Source organism: Pantoea sp. BJ2 (assembly GCF_040255075.1).
GTDB classification, from domain to species: domain Bacteria; phylum Pseudomonadota; class Gammaproteobacteria; order Enterobacterales; family Enterobacteriaceae; genus Pantoea; species Pantoea leporis.
Genome location: NZ_CP158293.1, coordinates 150,006 through 168,693, shown reverse-complemented (window position 1 = coordinate 168,693; position 18,688 = coordinate 150,006). Strand labels below are relative to the sequence as shown.

The 18,688-nt window shown below is 55.6% G+C and carries 12 protein-coding genes; 7 read left to right on the top strand and 5 right to left on the bottom strand.

Annotation, left to right across the window (positions count from 1 at the left end; translation table 11 throughout):
• Positions 1–22 precede the first annotated feature (22 nt).
• Positions 23–1,690 (top strand): kdo(2)-lipid A phosphoethanolamine 7''-transferase, encoded by a 1,668-nt coding sequence (eptB, locus tag AAF463_RS20340; RefSeq protein ID WP_222234088.1) that lies wholly within the window; start codon positions 23–25, stop codon positions 1,688–1,690.
• A gap of 24 nt (positions 1,691–1,714) precedes the next feature.
• Positions 1,715–2,251 (top strand): GNAT family N-acetyltransferase, encoded by a 537-nt coding sequence (locus AAF463_RS20335; protein WP_222234089.1) that lies wholly within the window; start codon positions 1,715–1,717, stop codon positions 2,249–2,251.
• Positions 2,252–2,253: 2 nt separating this feature from the next.
• Here AAF463_RS20335 and AAF463_RS20330 read toward each other — a convergent pair whose 3' ends face one another.
• Complete coding sequence (locus AAF463_RS20330) at positions 2,254–3,132, bottom strand: LysR family transcriptional regulator (protein ID WP_222234090.1); 879 nt, start codon at positions 3,130–3,132, stop codon at positions 2,254–2,256.
• A 136-nt stretch (positions 3,133–3,268) separates the two neighbouring features.
• On the opposite strand from AAF463_RS20330, the gene AAF463_RS20325 reads away from it, so the two are divergent.
• Complete coding sequence (locus tag AAF463_RS20325) at positions 3,269–4,105, top strand: MBL fold metallo-hydrolase (RefSeq protein ID WP_350262443.1); 837 nt, start codon at positions 3,269–3,271, stop codon at positions 4,103–4,105.
• Positions 4,106–4,125: 20 nt separating this feature from the next.
• On the opposite strand, the gene malT is transcribed toward AAF463_RS20325, so the two are convergent.
• Positions 4,126–6,828 carry an HTH-type transcriptional regulator MalT gene (malT, locus tag AAF463_RS20320; protein ID WP_101761292.1) on the bottom strand — a complete coding sequence of 901 codons (2,703 nt, stop codon included), beginning with the start codon at positions 6,826–6,828 and terminating at the stop codon, positions 4,126–4,128.
• 274 nt (positions 6,829–7,102) lie between these two features.
• Here malT and malP point away from each other — a divergent pair, with 274 nt between their 5' ends.
• Positions 7,103–9,496 carry a maltodextrin phosphorylase gene (gene malP / locus AAF463_RS20315; protein ID WP_350262332.1) on the top strand — a complete coding sequence of 798 codons (2,394 nt, stop codon included), beginning with the start codon at positions 7,103–7,105 and terminating at the stop codon, positions 9,494–9,496.
• Positions 9,493–11,535 carry a 4-alpha-glucanotransferase gene (malQ, locus tag AAF463_RS20310; protein ID WP_350262331.1) on the top strand — a complete coding sequence of 681 codons (2,043 nt, stop codon included), beginning with the start codon at positions 9,493–9,495 and terminating at the stop codon, positions 11,533–11,535. The genes malP and malQ overlap by 4 nt, the downstream gene beginning before the upstream one ends.
• A 541-nt stretch (positions 11,536–12,076) precedes the next feature.
• Here the strand turns inward: malQ and malM are convergent.
• The 3 genes from malM to malK form a co-directional block, all read right to left on the bottom strand.
• A complete protein-coding gene (gene malM / locus AAF463_RS20305) occupies positions 12,077–13,000 on the bottom strand; it encodes a maltose operon protein MalM (protein WP_350262330.1) in 924 nt (307 codons plus the stop codon).
• 96 nt (positions 13,001–13,096) lie between these two features.
• Complete coding sequence (locus AAF463_RS20300; RefSeq protein WP_222234095.1) at positions 13,097–14,398, bottom strand: maltoporin; 1,302 nt, start codon at positions 14,396–14,398, stop codon at positions 13,097–13,099.
• Positions 14,399–14,439: 41 nt separating this feature from the next.
• Complete coding sequence (malK, locus tag AAF463_RS20295) at positions 14,440–15,549, bottom strand: maltose/maltodextrin ABC transporter ATP-binding protein MalK (RefSeq protein ID WP_350262329.1); 1,110 nt, start codon at positions 15,547–15,549, stop codon at positions 14,440–14,442.
• A 363-nt stretch (positions 15,550–15,912) separates the two neighbouring features.
• Here malK and malE point away from each other — a divergent pair, with 363 nt between their 5' ends.
• Together malE and malF are read left to right on the top strand one after the other, a co-directional pair.
• Positions 15,913–17,103 (top strand): maltose/maltodextrin ABC transporter substrate-binding protein MalE, encoded by a 1,191-nt coding sequence (malE, locus tag AAF463_RS20290; RefSeq protein WP_222184228.1) that lies wholly within the window; start codon positions 15,913–15,915, stop codon positions 17,101–17,103.
• A gap of 60 nt (positions 17,104–17,163) precedes the next feature.
• Positions 17,164–18,684 (top strand): maltose ABC transporter permease MalF, encoded by a 1,521-nt coding sequence (malF, locus tag AAF463_RS20285; RefSeq protein WP_137387054.1) that lies wholly within the window; start codon positions 17,164–17,166, stop codon positions 18,682–18,684.
• The last annotated feature ends 4 nt before the right edge of the window (positions 18,685–18,688 follow it).

Sequence of the window (18,688 nt, the reverse complement as noted above, 5' to 3'; positions counted from 1 at the left end):
TTATTATAAGAACGGGGAACACATGTTTATAAAGGGTTGGATTAAACAGTTTTATCTACCGGCGTTTATTTCGCTCTATATCGGCGTACTGCTTAACATTCCGATTTTTATCCGCCGCTATACGCAATTGCAGTTTGATAATACCCTTTCATTAGTGACTGAGGTCATCGCTGCATTTTGTTTGGTGATGCTGTTAACGTTGTTAACCTCATTAACCGGAAAATATCTGTCGCGCGTATTGATGACCATGCTGGTGATTTTCTCCAGCGCGGCCAGTTATTACATGATTTTCTTTAATATTGATATTGGTTATGGAATCATCGCCGCCGTTTTAGCCGCCGATTCACTGGATCTTTCTAAGGAATCCGTTGGCTGGCACTTTGTGCTGTGGATGGTAATTATCAACGTCATTCCGCTATGGCTAATCTGGCGCGGAATGCGCAGTAAACCCGTTTCAAATATCAGCAAAAAGCGTTACTGGTCTTATAAAACCATCGCCATTGTGATTGCCGCATTAGGTTGCTGGTTACCGTTAAATTTAATGGGCAAGGTGCAGGATGAACAGGACAAGAAAAATAACCGCATGATGGCCAGCTACGGCGGCATTGTTGCCGGTACTTATTCACCGTCTAACTGGTTATCAGGCGTTGGCTTGCTGGCATACAGTTCATTCAGTCAGGCTGAAGACAACCGTAATCTATACGATCCCGCTGAACACTTTAAATACGTCCCACCGAAAAATGCGGATAACTTGTATATCGTGTTTGTGATTGGTGAAAGTGCCCGCCGCGATCATATGGGTTTATACGGTTACGATCGCGACAACACGCCTTATCTCGATCACGAAAAAAACCTCGTTCACTTGCAGGGTTATTCCTGTGATACCTCAACCAAGCTCTCGCTGCGCTGTATGTTTGTCAGAGAAGGCGGCGCCTCAGAAGCTCCGCAGCGCACCCTGAAAGAGATGAATGTCTTTACTGTGATGAAGAAGCAAGGTTTCTCGGAAGATCTCTATTCCATGCAGAGCGAAGCCTGGTTCTATAACAAAGTCATGGCCGACAGTTATTCAATGCGCGAATCTATTCAGGCGGAGAAGCGTAATGTCGGTAAGCCGGTGGATGATATGGCGTTAATTAATGAATTGCAGGACTCCATTCAGCGCCATCCGCAGGGTAAACATATTGTAATTCTTCACACCAAAGGTTCACATTATATGTATACCGAACGCTATCCACGCGCGTTTGCGCGTTATAAGCCGGAATGTCAGGGTATTGATGATGCCTGTAGCACGCAGGAGATGATCAACTCCTACGATAATAGTCTTTTGTATACCGATTATTTTCTTAAGCAGACGTTCGATAGCCTGAAAGATAAAAATGCCATCGTGTTTTATGCCTCCGATCACGGAGAATCGATTTCCGACAATCTGCATTTCCACGGCACGCCACGCGATCATGCGCCGATGGCGCAGCGCACGGTGCCAATTATGGTTTGGGCATCCGATAAGTTTTTAAGTGACAGTAATAACAAAGCGTCATTTGCCAAACTGCAGCAATTGCAGAACGACAAAACGCCGGTATTCCATGAGAAGTTATTCGACTCGATATTAGGCTGCGCGGGCTTTACCTCACCAGATGGCGGAATTAATTCAATGCGAAACTGGTGCGATCATTCTACTCTTCAGAAGTAAAGTGACGTTTCTTAGGGAGGAACTATGACGCCAGAAATCAAAACGCAACGATTAATCCTGAAGCCTCTGGAAAGCGGTGATGGGCAGGCGATGCAAATCGCCTTTCCGCGCTGGGAGATAGTGCGTTATCTCAATGCTGCCGTGCCGTGGCCTTATCCTGAAGGTGCCGCACAGAATTACGTTGATAACGTGGTGTTGCCCGCCGTTAAGGAAGGTCGAGGCTGGTGCTGGAGTATCAGACGTCAGGAGAAGCCTGAAGAATTAATCGGTCTGATCGAACTGCGCGATGGAGAAAATGATAACCGCGGATTTTGGCTGGTTCCCGAATGGCAGCAACGTGGCTATATGAGTGAAGCCTGCAACGCCGTGAATGATTTCTGGTTTAAAACCCTTGGCCGTGAAGTATTACGTGTGCCAAAAGCGGCGGTAAATACTGGCTCAGTGAAGATCTCACGTAAATCCGGCATGCGTCTGATAGAAACCGGCAAAAAAGAGTATGTCGCGGGTGTTCTCGATTATGAATTGTGGGAATTAACCCGCGATGAGTGGCTATCACATTAACATCAAGAGGGAACGTGTTCCCTCAATGCCGTCAGTAAGCGGCTGACCAGCGGTTTGGCCTCATTTCTCCGCCATATCGCATAGAGATTCACATACAGCGCCAGCCAGGGTACTTCAACAACAATGACCGACGACGAAGCCAGGCGCGCAAGACTTCGCTGAATAAAGGTAAATCCCAGCCCTGCTTCAACACAGGAGAGCGCCGCCAGTGGTCCGCTAACCTCAAGCCGAATATCAGGCGTAAACCCACTCCCTTCACACACCTCAAGCAAGCGGTTGGACACTGCCGTATTTAGACTTTGCTTATCGGCGATCCAGCGCTTCATGTGTAACTGCTCAGGTTTGGGATCCCTAATTGCCTGTTCTATTGGCATAGCCAGCACCACCGGCTCAACTAACACGCTTTGAAAGGCAAAACAGTCATCCTCTTCCGGCTCGTTATAAACCAGTGCCAGATCCAGCGCATGATTCGCTAGCGCATCGATTTGTGCCTGTGAGCGTAAGGCATGGAGCTGTATATCAACTTTTGACGAGCAATTTAACCGGGCAAGGCTTTCAGGAAGCAGAAGTGAGTGAATGGCCGCTTCGACATAGCCAATATCAAGCCTGCCCGACTGGCCATTCTTCAAACTTTTACCCAGTCCATTCAGACGGTCATGGTGCAAAAGCAATGCCTTCACTTCTGTCAGGAACTGCTTGCCCTCGGCGCTGAGATAGAGGCGTTTCTTTTCCCGATGAAAAAGTGCCACACCTAACTCATCTTCAAGTTGCTGAATTTGGCGGCTCAAGGGGGATGCTGAAATATGCAATTTCTCAGCTGCCTGACCGATGTGCTCGAGTTCGGCGACGAGAGCAAAAGAGCGCAATAACTTAATGTCCATAACTTTTCCGGTCACAACTCAGTCGAGAATGATGATAGCCACACAATAAATATTGCCGCAACATCTTAAGTAATGCGACGTTTAATTAAGCAAACAGAGTCATCTTCTATTTTTATTATCTACATTTGACGAGGTAATTTTGACGAATTTATTCAGCGCAAGGGATATCGGCAATTATAAGGTCACTGCGCTTAGTGATGGTGTGATGAAAGCCAGCCTGAGTCTGTTATCTGGAATAGAACCTGAAGCAGCGGTAAATATACAGCAACACGCCGGAATAAAAGCAGCGGATGATATCCAAATTAATAGCTATCTCATCCGTGGAGCGGGACGAATAATATTGATCGATTCGGGTATGGGAAACCTCAATCATATCGGTGGAGAATTAAGACGAAACCTCCTTTTATCCGGCATCATGCCTGACGAGGTTGATACCGTGTTGTTGACCCACGCACATCCCGATCATATTGGCGGTCTGCTGGATGAGAATGGGCGACCCGCTTACCGAAATGCAGCACTCTACATTAGCAAAGCAGAAGCAAACTTCTGGCTGGATAATGAAAAATTAACTAGCCTGAGTGAACGCGCACTGATGAATGGTTCGCTGTTTCGTCGCACGTTCGAAGCTTATTCAACTGTTCGATTTACGGAAGAAACAGCGATTGCTGAAGATATCACCGCAGTCAGCCTAACGGGACATACGCCTGGTCACAGCGGCTACCTGATAGATTCCCGCGATGAAAAATTACTGATTTGGGGTGATATTACGCATTATCCGCATATTCAAATTGCCCATCCGCAAGTTTCAATCGCCTTTGATTACGATCCTGACCAGGCAGAGCAAACACGAAGAGCAATTCTTGAGCGCGCTTCACGAGAAAACCTATTGATTGCAGGTATGCACTTGGGCGTGTCTGGGTTTGCATATATCCGCTCCCCTTCAGAGGGACATTATTTTCTGGAATATGTCTGAACCGCGAGCCGGTGTCCGCCTTAAACATACCCCATCATCCGCAGCATCGACTGCGCCTGATTCATCGCTTCCGCGCGGTGCGTCACGCCGAGTTTTTGGTACAGATTACGAATATGCGTTTTGATGGTGGTAGCAGCAACATCCAGCTCGCCAGCAATCTGGTCGTTGCTGTATCCCGAATAGATCAGCCCCAAAACCTGCCATTCGCGTTGGGTTAGCGGGCTGGTACGAATCAGTTCCGGCACATCAGGATGATTAATCAGGCGGCTAACGAAGCCTTCGTCAAAATGGGCAAACTTATGGCGATGATATTTATTAATCTCGCTGAGAATGCGTCTGGCGCGATGATTATCGAGTTCATCCAGCGTGTTGAGCTGAATCAGCTGACGCAGCTGCTGCGCCATCGCTTCACCTTCAATCACAAAATGGCTGACGAAACCGGTGCTGCGCGCCAGTTTCAGCGCTTCGGTCAGCGCCTGCTGCGCTTCTGCTTTGCGCTGAGTTTGCCAGTAAATCTGATTTAGCAGCAGCAGATTGCGATTCATATCGCTCATCAGATTCAGCGCGCGCGCATTGTCATTCAGCTCATCGAGCACCACTTCGGCCTGGCTCATATTTCCCAGCAGAATCTGCGCACGCGCGACATTGCGCCACTGCCCTTGCAGGAAGTGATTGTTGGCAAATTCCGGTTTCACCGTCTGGCGCATCCAGCTACTGGCGCTTTGGCTGTCGCCGGTCATCTGCCAAAAAATCACTCTCACCTTATCGGCATTGGCGATCCAGTCGCTGTGCAGCGATCCGTTGTTAAGCAGATTCTCCAGCCGACTCAAGTGGCTGCGCGCATTATCGAGATTGCCGCGCGCCAGCGAACACTGCACCAGCAAACCGAGGCACTGAATCTGCTGCTGCGGCTGATAGCCTTTCAGCACTTTTATCCCTTCGCGCGCCGCCTGTTCTGCTTCGTCGAGTCGGCCCCACGCCCACAACAGTTGCGCGCGAATTCGCAGCAGGAATTCATGCATCGGGAACTGTGTCAGATGCTGCTCTTTCACCAGCACAAATGCCCGCTCCTGTATCTCATATGCGGACTGTAAAAACCCCTGCGCAAAGAGAATCTCACTCTGCTGAATCAGGCTCCACAACGCGTAATTCCACGCTTCCTCGCGGCGCGCCATCTGCTCGGTCTGGCGCATCAGCTTCAGCGAACTGCTCAGCTCGCCTTTGCAGTGCATCACTTCGCCCAATACCGACGTCGCCACGATGCAGCTGTATTGACGGCTTTCCGGCAGCGCGTCAAGCGCCAGCAACGCCAGCCGCTCGGCTTCTTCGGCGTTACCGTCATTTATCGAAACCTGCGCCAGCAGCGCGTTGAATTCGCCGCGCAGCACATCATCAATCTGTTCGCTGCAGGAGTGCTCAAAGCGCGTGAGCAAACTGCTCACCTCGGAAAACCGGTGCTGGCTTTGCATCAGCCACGCCTGTAACAGCACTAACTTTGGATTTTCCAGCAGAATTTCCCACGGCAGCGCCTTGAGAGAATCTTCCAGTAGCGTGAGTTCGCTCTGATTAAACAGCGTCCAGGCGTATTGCAGCAGCACGTCGCGCAGCATCAACGCATCACCAGCCGCCAGCGCATGATGGATCGCTTCGCCAGGGAAACCCAGCCGCATCCAGCTTTCAGCCGCCGCGCGATGCAGCGCAGGCAGTTCCGCCGCCAGTTCCCACTGACAGCGCTGACGCAAAAAACTGCCAAACAGCGGATGATAGCTAAACCACTCGCCCGAGTTATCCATGCGCTGCAAAAACAGGCCCTGACGTTCAATCTCCTCCAGCCGCATCTGCCCTTGTTCTTCGCCGGTTACGCAGGCGATCAGCGTATCGTTCATCGATCGCAGCAGCGCGCTTTTCAGTAAGAAATGTCGTGTGGCGCTATCCACGTTATTCAGCACCTCCTCAACCAGATAATCCGCCAGATGGCTGGCGTTAATGCCGGAAAGACGGCGCGCGGAATCCTGAGCGGAGCTCGCGCCCTGACGCGTCGAGAGCGCGATCAGCTGCAGCGCCGTCGCCCAACCCGCCACGTCATCGCACAGACGCCCGCTCTCTTCCGATTCCAGCGGCGTTGTCAGGCGGCAATCAAAAAACTGTTTGGCTTCGTGGTGGGTAAACGCCAGCTGCTGGCTGCCTAACTCAATCAGCTGTTCGCGCACGCGCAGGTTGGCAATGCCGAGCTGCGGCAAATTACGTGACAGCAAAATCAGCGTCACATTTTCCGGCTGATTGCGGAGAAAGAAGCGCATCGCGTCGTGAATCGCGGGATTAGTGATGTGATGGTAATCATCGATGATCAGCCAAATCGGTTGCTGCCACGCCGCCAGCTCACTGAACAACTGGGCGAATAGCGCGTTCAGATTGATGTACTGCCGTTTCTGCGCCAGCGCTTCGCTGGAGGCGCAGCCGCCCTGCGTTGCCTGCTGCAGCGCTGCGATGAGGTAATCGACGAAGCGTTCAGGCTGATTGTCGCCCTCATCCAGTGAATACCAGCCCAGATTGGCTTTCCCCGCCGCCCATTGCGAGATCAGCGTGGTTTTGCCATATCCCGCCGGACTGGTCACTAATACCAAACGGTAATTGCCCGCCGCACCGAGTTTTTGCATCAGGCGCTCGCGCGCAACCGTGTTCTCAAGGCGGACCGGTCGGCTAAGTTTGGAGGGTATTAACATCGGTAAACGCTTCTCCCTAAACGTGGCGCATCATTATTTTACGCTTCGTAATTAATAGTCACATACGTTCAGATATTCGTTTACCTAATGCAAGCTAACCCATTAAGCAGTCTTAACAAAAGCGACGGTTATCACATTCCTGTCACACTTTAAGATTTCCCTCAGCCTCTCCTCCCCGCTCATCCTCCCCGCTGAATTTGGTGCAGGAGGAGGAGCGCGTCATGGCTGACGCGCAGAATGAAGCACATTCACCTCCGCCCTGACAGGACTGATTATGAAATTTGATCGCACCCGTTTTAAACACGCGCTAACCCGACAATGGCAACGTTTTGGTCTGCACGATGCGCAAGAGATGACGCCAAACCAATGGTGGCAGGCGCTGAGTGGCGCACTGGCCGACATGCTGGCGGAGATGCCTGCGCCGCCTGCGGCCACGCCGCAGCGTCACGTTAACTACATCTCAATGGAGTTTTTGATTGGTCGTCTCACCGGCAACAATCTGCTCAACCTTGGCTGGTATGACGAGGTGAACGAGGCGCTGGCCGAGTGGAATATCACGCTGAGCGACGTGGAAGCGTGTGAGACCGATCCGGCGCTGGGCAACGGCGGTTTGGGCCGGCTCGCCGCCTGTTTTCTCGATTCGATGGCAACCGTGGGACAACCCGCCACCGGCTACGGACTCAGTTATCAGTACGGTCTGTTCCGCCAGCACTTTGTTGATGGCGCGCAGCAGGAGATGCCGGATGACTGGCAGCGCGACAGCTATCCGTGGTTTAACCATAACGCGGCGTTAACTGTGCCGGTGCATCTCGGCGGCAAAGTCAGCACCCATAATGGCGTTGCGCGCTGGGAGCCGGCGGTGCAAATTCTCGGCGAAGCCTGGGATCTGCCGGTGGTCGGTTATCAGAATGGCGTCACTCAGCCGCTGCGCTTGTGGCAGGCGAAACATGCGCAGCCGTTTAATCTGCAGCGCTTCAATAACGGGGATTTTCTGCGCGCCGAGCAGCCGGGCATTGAAGCTGAAAAACTCACTAAAGTGCTCTACCCCAACGACAATCACGACAACGGCAAAAAGCTGCGCCTGATGCAGCAGTATTTCCAGTGCGCTTGCTCGCTGGCGGATATTCTGCGCCGTCATCAGCGCGCCGGCCGTAGCATTGCCAGCTTGCCGGATCATGAAGTGATTCAGCTCAACGATACCCATCCCACGCTGGCGATCCCCGAGCTGATGCGCCTGCTGTTGGATGAACACGCGCTGAGCTGGGACGAGGCGTGGCATATTACCCAGCACACCTTTGCCTATACCAATCACACCTTGATGCCTGAAGCGCTGGAGTGCTGGGATGTGCGCATGGTGCGCGCCCTGCTGCCGCGCCACATGCTGATCGTTACCCAACTAAATGCTCAGTTGAAGAAGCAGGTGGAAGCGCGCTGGCCGGGCGACGAAGTGACCTGGGCGAAACTGGCGCTGGTTCACAATAACCAGCTGCGCATGGCCAATCTCTGCGTCACCAGCGGCTTTGCGGTGAACGGTGTGGCGGCGCTGCACTCGCAGTTGGTGGTGAAAGATCTGTTCCCGGAATATCACGCGCTGTGGCCGGAGAAATTCCATAACGTCACCAACGGCATCACACCGCGCCGCTGGATTAATCAGTGCAATCCGGCGCTGGCGGCGTTGATCAGCCAAACCCTCGATCAGCCGTGGCTCACCGATCTCGATCAGCTGAAAGCGTTAGAAACCTACGCCGATCACGCCGCATTCCAGGCGCAGTATCGCGCCATCAAGCAGCAGAACAAGGTTGCGCTGACGCATTGGATTGCAGAACGCACCGGCATCCAGGTGAATCCTGAGGCGATGTTTGATGTGCAGATCAAGCGCCTGCACGAGTACAAGCGTCAGCATCTGGCGCTACTGCACATTATCGCGCTGTGGCAAACGCTGGTGAGCGATCCGCAGGCCAACCTGACGCCGCGCGTGGTGCTGTTTGGTGCCAAGGCCGCGCCGGGTTACGTGCTGGCCAAAAACATCATCTATGCAATCAACAAAGTGGCGGCCACCATCAACAACGATCCGCGCATTGGCGATCGCCTGAAAGTGGTGTTTGTGCCTGATTACAACGTTACGGTTGCCGAGCGGCTGATCCCGGCGGCGGATCTCTCCGAGCAGATTTCTACCGCTGGCAAAGAGGCATCCGGCACCGGCAACATGAAGCTGGCGCTGAACGGCGCCTTAACCATCGGCACGCTGGATGGCGCCAATGTGGAGATCGCTGAGCAGGTTGGGCGCGACAATATCTTTATCTTTGGTCATACCGTTGATCAGGTCAGCGCGTTGCAAGCAGAAGGTTACTCGCCTGACGCGTGGCGCAAAAAAGATGCGCAGCTGGATCGGGTATTGAAAGCGTTAGAAGACGGCACCTTCAGCGACGGCGACGTCACCGCGTTCGAGCCGCTGCTGCAAAGCCTGAGCGCCAAAGGCGGCGATCCTTATCTGGTGCTGGCCGATTTTCGTCACTACCTCAACGCACAGGCGCAGGCAGAAACCTTGTGGGCCGATCAGCATGGCTGGACGCGCGCCGCGATTCTCAACACCGCGCGCTGCGGCATGTTCAGCGCCGATCGCGCCATCCGCGACTATCAGCAACGCATCTGGCAGGCCGCGCGATGAACAGCACCATGACGCCAACCGCCGAAATTGCCAGCGAATACATCGACGCGCACGGCCAGCTGCAATCGGTTTCTGCCGTTACCCGCCAGCGTTTGCTGGCGGCGATGCATCCCGCGCAACCGCACGCTTCGCCGCTACCGCCGGTATTGATCGTACAGAAAGAACACGCGGAGATTGTGCTGCCTGCGCCCGGCATGGCAGGCGAATGGCAGCTGATCGCGGAACAGGGCGAACGCTGGCAAGGGCGCGCTATCGCCAACCAACCGATCGCTTTGCCTGCGCTGCCTTTGGGTTATTACCAGCTCAGCTTTAGCGCCCAGCAGCAGACATTTCACTGTCGGATTATTGTCGCGCCCGTGCGCTGTTACGAGCCGCCAGCCATCCAGCAAGGGCAATCGCTGTGGGGCGCCTGCATTCAGCTGTATACCTTGCGGTCGGCGTCCAACTGGGGAATCGGCGATTTCAGCGACTTAAAGCAGATGCTGGTCGAGGTCGCGCAGCGCGGCGGTGCCTGTATTGGGCTGAACCCGCTGCATGCGCTGTTCCCGGCAACGCCGGAAAGCGCCAGCCCTTACAGCCCTTCGTCGCGGCGCTGGCTCAATATGCTGTATATCGATGTCGCCGCCGTTGAGGATTTTACGCTGAGTGAAGAAGCGCAACGCTGGTGGCAGGCGACCAGCACACAGCAGGCGCTACGGGCGGCGCGGGACGCTGAGTGGGTCGATTACTCAGCGGTTACTCGCCTCAAGCTGGAGGCGCTGCGTTTCGCCTGGCAGCAGTTCAGGCAGCGCGGTGGGGATGATGGCCTGGTTGTCGCCTTTGAACGTTTTATGCAGCAAGGCGGTGAAAGTCTGCTGCATCAGGGCGTGTTTGATGCGCTGCACGCCGCGCAGATCGCCGAAGACCCTCAGCGTTACGACTGGACAACCTGGCCTGCGGCGTTGCAGTCGCCCAACAGCGCGGCGGTACGCGCATTCCGCATCGAACACACCTATGAAGTGCGCTTTTATCTGTGGCTGCAATGGCTGGCCGCGCGCCAGTTTGCTGATTGCTGGGCGGTGTGCCAGCAGCAGGCGATGCCGATTGGCTTATACCGCGATTTGGCGGTGGGCGTGGCGCAGGGCGGCGCGGAAACCTGGAGCGATCGCGAGCTTTACTGCTTACAGGCCAGCGTCGGCGCCCCGCCGGATATCCTCGGCCCGCTGGGCCAGAACTGGGGATTGCCGCCGATGGATCCGCAGATTATGCAGGCGCGCGCCTACCAGCCGTGGATTGATCTGCTGCGCGCCAACATGCACGACTGCGGCGCGCTGCGCATCGATCACGTGATGGCGCTGCTGCGACTGTGGTGGATCCCGCAGGGCGAAAGCGCGGCCGAAGGCGCGTATGTGCATTATCCCATCGACGATCTGCTGGCGATTCTGGCGCTGGAGAGCCAGCGTCATCACTGCATGGTGATTGGTGAGGATTTGGGTACGGTGCCGGAGAAGATCATCGGCAAGCTTTACCAGGCGGGCGTTTACTCCTACAAAGTGCTCTATTTTGAGCAGACGTCCAAAGTGGCCTTTCGCGCCCCCGCCCGCTGGCCACGTCAGGCGATGGCGGTCGCTACTACTCACGATATGCCGACCCTGCGCGGCTGGTGGCAAAGCGACGATTTACGGCTGGGCAGCGAGTTGGGGCTTTATCCTGATAAGCAGATTCTTGCCGGGCTGAATAAGTCACGCTTAGCCGCGCGCCGCGCGCTGTTCAAGAGCCTGCAACGCAGTAATTGCTTGCCCGAACAGGCCGAACCGCAGGTGATGGATCGCGGGTTAAGTGCGGCGATGCAGCGTTACCTGGCCGACAGCAATAGCGCGCTGCTGGGCCTGCAACCTGAAGAGTGGCTGGATATGGCTTCCCCGGTGAATATTCCTGGCACCACCCGCCAATATCCCAATTGGCGGCGCAAACTCAGCGCCTCGCTGGAGGCGATGTTTGCTGATGCGGAGATAAACGCGTTATTGGCGGATATTGATCAACGGAGGCGTAATGCTTAGTCGCTATTGGTTGCCTTGCATAGTTGCAGGCCGGGGTCACTTTCGGTCCGGCAGCCTTCGCGCCGCATGCGCGGTACCTTCACTTCACTCGTCAGCCTGACGGACCGGCGGAGACGGGACTTCCCTGTCCCGGCTCCGCCTTTCGCCCGCGTCCTGCGGGCTCTCCTGGCTTCCTCGCTTCGTTCAGCGCTGCGGATCGCCTGCCCGAAAGTGACCCCGGCCTGCCAATGAGCTCGAGTGCCTGCTGTTAAATGGGCACATTGCTAGCAGCACTGGCGTATCTGCTTCGGCATAAGGGCTATCCGCAGCGCTGAGGCTTTTACGTTGAGCCAGGAGACTCACGCATGGATGCGTGAGGCAGTTCGGGGCCGGCCAGGAAGGCCGATCCCCGAATGGTCCGTCGGCACGACGTGAAAGCTGAAGGCACCGCGCTAGCGGCGCGAGGACGGCCCGTGACGAAGCAGATACGCCAGTGCCCACTCCTGAAAAAAAGGTGCGCCGAAGCGCACCAGATGGGACAAATCAGCACTGCCGGGGCGGATTACCCCTTGCCTTTAACACTGCTGATAAACACCTGTCTGGCCGACGTGGAGCCTAAACGCTCGGCCTCATCCAGCAGCTTCAACGCCTTATCGATATTGCCCTTCTCAACGGCTTCGCGGATGTTCTGATTAAAGTAACCTTCGGTATCCGTCATGATCGGTTTAGGTTTTGCATCCGAAACCGGGGCAGCACGATAAGTCGCCGGCGCAACCGGCTGCGTATTGCCCACCGTTACCGGCGCAGGACTCGATGATCCAAACAGTGGTCCAACCAAAATGGATGAACCTGAACTGGTTTTCACTTTGAGTTTCAAGGTGCCATCGCGGCTGTGCTGCGCAATCGGATCGGGAATATCCGGCACCGCATTGCCAGTACCGCGTGCGTAGGCTTTCGCCGGATCCAATAACGTGGTGGTTTCGGTTAAATCCTTATCGGTGGTGAATACCAGCAGATAAATCTTTTGTTGACCCAGCGCAGGCGTCAGTTTCATCACGCCTTCCAGCCGATCCGCCGCCATCACGCCCGGCTGCTGGTAGGTGAAAAAGCGCGCCGGGAACCAGGCCGCCGGACGCATGTTCTCATCCAGCACCAGCACATTCGGTGCGAACACCTGATTTTGTTTCACTTCACTGCTCAGCGTAATGGTGAGTTCACCGATATTGGCTGGCAAGCTGTAGGCCGCCACCGAACCCTTCACGCCCGCTGCATTCAGGTTGCTGTGGCTCTCGCTCAGCGTAGTGACCTGCGTGCGGGAGGTATCGACCGGCAGCCAGCTCAGCGTTTGCAGGCTGGCGGCGGGGAATGTGGGCGCGGCAGAGAGATCCTGTGGCACCAAATTGACATCCGCGAGCGCCGGTAAACTTTGGCCGGCCAGCAGCGCGGCGCTCAGGCAGAGCGCAAAAACCGTTTTTTTCATTCTCATTGTATAACCTCAAAAACTGTCAGGCGGCGGCGCGAACCAGGCAATGGCGCGCCGCGCCGAAAAGAGATTGTCTCAGTTAAGCCACATGCGGGTGCATTACCACCAAATCTCCATCTGCGCCCCGAATGTCACCTCATCGTCGTTGCCACGGCTGTTGGTCAGAATGCCGTTGCCGCTGCTGTCGTTAGAAGCAAAGGAGGTCAAATCACCTGAGCTGTCTTTGCTGTAGCCCCATTTCTCATCCCACTTGGCGTAGGTTGCGAACAGACGCAGTGCCGGACGCGACCAGATGCTGTCGCCCGCCTGCCACTGTTGCGCCAGCGTCACTTTGTACTGGCCGTTGCGCTCGTTAACCTGCTGCGACTTCACGTTGTCGTAGCCCACTTCAAGTAGCGTGCTCATGATTGGCGTCCATTTGTACATGGGGCGCACACCCACGGTGTACCACTCGGTACCACGGTTGTTATCGAGATCGGTGTTCTGGTACATGGCGACGTACATCAGATCCCAGCGTTCGGCGAGGCTAATTGCACCGTGATCGAGTACGCGATACATGCTGCCGCTGTTGTTGATGTTGGTGCCCTGCGGCAGCCCTTTGCCCTGTGAAGTCAACGCATCGGTGGCGTACTGCAGCACGAATTTGTTGTAGCCCTTCAGCATGCTCTGCGTGTGTTCGGCGGTGAACATCCAGCCATCTTTGGAGGCGTTATCTTCCAGGCGATAACCGTCACGCGCGTTGGCGCGGCCATAATCGACGCCCAGCTCCAGCACGCCGTTCGGGTTGGTTTCAAGACCTGCGAGGCGCACATCAAACACGTCGTTGGCGGTGCTGGTGGCGTAATCACGGATCTGATCGCTAGAGAAGGTGTAAGAACCGCCCGCTTCGGAGGAGCGCGTGGCGGCAAAGGAGAGTTTGCCGAAGCCGAGATCGACATCTTCCAGACCGGCACCAGGACCGGAAATATCCCAGTAGTAGAAGTCGATCATATGCACGTCATGACGCTGGTAGAAACGCTTACCGGCCCAGATGGTGGAACCCGGCAGCGCGTCGATCAGGTTTTTGCCCTTGACGTTGGCTTCGCGGAACGCGGGCGAGGTCGCTTCCCAGTCATTCTGCTGAGAAACCGAATAGGCGACGTTGGTATCGAAGTAGAAGCTCTTATCGCCCTCTTTCCACACTTCCTGGCCCAGCTTCAGCTCAGCGTAGGTTTCACATTCGTTGCCCAGACGGTATTTACTTTGAGCGCCGGTGGCCTGAAAACATTGCTGTTCCCCGCCGCTGCCGGTCCAGCCGATGCCGGAACGGGCATAGCCGGTAAAATCGACTGCCATCGACGGGGCAGCGAGCGTGCCTGCCGCGATAGCAACCGCGATAGGGAGTTTGCGCAGAGTTAACATTTTCTATCTCCTGAGGTCATTGCTTTTATTGTTTTGCAGGGCTAAACACCGGGTTCCTGATGGAGCCGGCGACAGGCGCTGCCATCTTCACGGAAAAGATGGCAACGCTCTGGCGGCAGGCCGATGCCCATCAGGGCGCCCTCTTCTACCAGCACGACGTCCTCCTGGCGATAAACCAGGCTTTGACGAATGGCGGGAATCTGGATGTGAATTTGCGTTTCGTGTCCCAGCTGCTCCACCACCGTCACCTCGCCTTCGAGGGTGACGTCAGCGATATCGCTGGAGAGCAGATGTTCGGGACGAATGCCTAACGACATGTTGCTGCCCACCTGCACACCGGCGCTGTCGACCGGCAGCCACACCAGCTGGGTACTTGGCAAACGCACCTGAACCTGATCGATGGCGGTGGCGGTGACTTTCACCGGTAAGAAATTCATGCGCGGTGAGCCGATAAAGCCGGCAACAAAACGATTGGCGGGATAGTGATACAGCTCGAGCGGCTTGCCGACCTGGGCAACGTGGCCGCCATCCAGCACCACGATCTTATCAGCCAGCGTCATCGCTTCGGTCTGATCGTGGGTGACGTAAATCATGGTGCGCTTCAAACGCTTATGCAGGCGTGAGATCTCGATGCGCATCTGCACGCGCAACGCGGCATCGAGGTTGGAGAGCGGCTCATCGAGTAAAAACACCCGCGGTTCCGCCACCAGCGTACGGCCAATCGCTACGCGCTGACGCTGACCACCCGACAACGCTTTCGGACGGCGATCCAGCAGATGCGCCAGCTGCAGCACTTCCGCTACCTGATTGACGCGCTGCTGAATCTCCGCTTTGCGCGTGCCGGCCAACTTCAGGCCGAACGACATGTTCTCAGCCACCGAAAGGTGGGGATACAACGCGTAGGACTGAAACACCATGCCGATGCCGCGCTCGGCGGGCGGCACCTCATTCATGCGTTTGTCGCCAATAAACAGATCGCCGCTGGTGATGGTTTCCAGACCGGCAATCATGCGCAGCAGCGTCGATTTGCCGCAGCCTGAAGGTCCGACAAAAACCACGAACTCGCCTTCGGCGATCTCAAGGCTGATGTTTTTCGACACCTCGGTTTCGCCCCACACCTTGGAGACACTGCGCAACGTAACGCTCGACATGATGCTTTCCTCTCAGCTTGCTATTCCTTGTCCGCAAGTCGGCGGACAGACCCCGGCGACCACTATGGGCAAGGACATCAAGGCCGACATCCTCCACCGCATGGCGTCAGCGTGGGGGAGGAGACGGGAGGAGGAGATCTTGCAAACCTGTCTGATAAAACGCGGCAGGCAACCATTTTTGTGAGCTATGACGCAGAGCAGAGCGACGATTGTGTGCGCCAGCCCGTGATAACCGGGTGGTTTTGCAACGCAGATCACATCAGGTGATAAGCAGGCGTAGAGCCGGGGAGGATGAGAAGCGGCGGCAGATACTCACAATGTGGCAGGTAAAACGATTTCCGTTTCCGCTAACAGGATGGAGTTATGACAATGAAAACCGGTGCACGCATTCTTGCCCTTTCCGCCCTGACGGCCGTGCTGTTTTCAGCTTCTGCCGTTGCAAAGATTGAAGAGGGAAAGCTGGTCATCTGGATCAACGGCGACAAGGGCTACAACGGCCTGGCTGAAGTGGGTAAAAAGTTTGAGCAGGAGACCGGCATTAAAGTGACGGTTGAGCATCCGGACAAAATGGAAGAGAAGTATCCGCAGGTGGCCGCCACCGGCGACGGCCCGGACATCATCTTCTGGGCGCACGATCGCTTTGGCGGCTATGCGCAGTCAGGCTTGTTAGCGGAGATTTCACCGGACGCGCGCTTCCAGGAGAAAATCTTCCCCTTCACCTGGGACGCGGTGCGCTTCAACGGCAAGCTGATCGGTTATCCGATTTCGGTTGAGTCCTTGTCCCTCATCTACAACAAAGATCTGCTGCCTGAGCCGCCAAAAACCTGGGAAGAGATCGCCGCCATTGATAAGAAAATGCGCGCGCAGGGCAAGAGCGCCATGATGTTTAATCTGCAGGAGCCGTATTTCACCTGGCCGCTGCTAGCGGCGGGCGGCGCTTATGCCTTTAAGCTCAACGATGGCCGCTACGACGTAAAAGATACCGGCGTGGATAACGCGGGGGCCAAAGCGGGCATGAGCTTCCTTGTTGATCAGGTGAAGGCCAAAACGCTGAATGCCGATACCGATTACTCCATCGCCGAAGCCGCCTTTAACAAGGGGCAAACCGCCATGACCATTAACGGGCCGTGGGCGTGGAGCAACATCGATAAGAGCAAAATCAACTACGGCGTCACGCTGCTGCCCACGCTGCATGGCAAAAATTCGAAAACTTTCGTCGGCGTGCTGAGTGCCGGCATCAACGCCGCCAGCCCGAATAAAGAGCTGGCCAAAGAGTTCCTGGAAAATTACCTGCTGACCGACGCCGGTCTTGATGCGGTTAACAAAGACAAACCGCTCGGCGCGGTGGCGCTGAAATCGTTCCAGCAGACGCTGGAAAAAGATGAGCGCATTGCCGCCACCATGACCAACGCGCGCAACGGCGACATCATGCCGAACATTCCGCAGATGGCCGCCTTCTGGTACGCGATGCGCACCGCCACGCTGAATGCGCTGAGCGGACGTCAAAGCGTCGATGCGGCGCTGAAAGATGCGCAGGCACGACTCAACAAGTAATCCTCTCTACCAGAGCCGGCGCAATCCGGCTCGTTACTGGCTGTTAAGGAAAACCGCATCATGTCAGGAAAACCGAAAACAGCACGGTTCAGCGCCGTGCTGAAGGCTCTTTTTCTCGGTATCTGCTGTCTGCTGGTCGGCTATCTGCTCGTGCTGATGTATGCAAAAGGTGAATATCTGTTTGCGCTGGTGACGCTGATTATCAGCGCCGTCGGCATCTGGATTTATGCCAATCGTCGCGCTTACGCCTGGCGCTATGTCTATCCCGGACTCGCGGGTATGGCGCTATTCGTACTGTTTCCCCTCGCCTGTACCGTGGCGATTGCCTTTACCAACTACAGCAGCACCAACCAGCTGACGCTGGAACGTGCGCAACAGGTGTTGCTGAGCCGTCAGTATCAGGATGGTTCGGCGCTGAACTTCTCGCTGATCCCGGCGGGCGATCGCTGGCAGCTGGTGCTGACCGAAGCGGCCAACGGGCAAACCTTCGTTTCACCTGCGTTTGCCTTTGGCGGAGCGCAAAAGCTGAAACTCACCAGCGCCCCGCCACCGCCGGGCGAACGCGCCACGCTGCGTATCGTCACCACCAACCGCCAGGCGCTAAACCAGATTCAGGCCGAACTGCCGGATGGTCGTCAGGTGGTGATGAGCTCGCTGCGTCAGTTCTCCGGTACGCGCCCGTTGTATGTACTGCAAGCCAACGGCGACCTGAAAAATCAGCAAAGCGGCGCACTATATCAGGCCAATCGTGAAAGCGGTTTCTATCAGAACAGCAGCGGCGAGGCGCTGAGTCCGGGCTTCACGGTGAATACCGGCTGGAAGAATTTCATTCGCGTGTTTACCGATGAAGGGATTCAAAAACCGTTTCTGGCGATCTTTGGCTGGACGCTGCTGTTTTCGTTTGTGACGGTGATTCTCACCGTGGCGGTCGGCATGGTGCTGGCGTGTCTGGTGCAATGGGAAGCGCTGAAAGGCAAAGCGGTATATCGCGTGATGCTGATTTTGCCTTACGCCGTGCCTGCGTTTATCTCGATACTGATCTTCAAAGGCTTATTCAACCAGAGCTTTGGGGAAATCAACGTGATGCTGAAAGCGCTGTTTGGCTTTCAGCCCGCGTGGTTCAGCGATCCAACGCTGGCGCGCACCATGCTGGTGATCGTCAACACCTGGCTGGGTTATCCCTACATGATGATTCTCTGCATGGGGCTGCTGAAAGCGATTCCGGACGATCTCTATGAAGCCTCGGCGATGGACGGTGCCGGGCCGCTGCAGAACTTCTTCCTGATTACCCTGCCGCTGCTGTTAAAGCCGCTGATGCCGCTGATGATCGCCAGCTTTGCCTTTAACTTTAATAACTTTGTGCTGGTGCAGCTGCTGACCAATGGCGGACCGGATCGTATCGGCACCACCACGCCAGCGGGTTACACCGATTTGCTGGTCAATTACACCTGGCGCATTGCGTTTGAAGGTGGCGGCGGACAGGATTTTGGTCTGGCGGCGGCGATTGCCACGCTGATCTTCCTGCTGGTGGGCGCGCTGGCGGTAATCAATCTAAAAGCCGTGCGAATGAAATTCGATTAAGGAG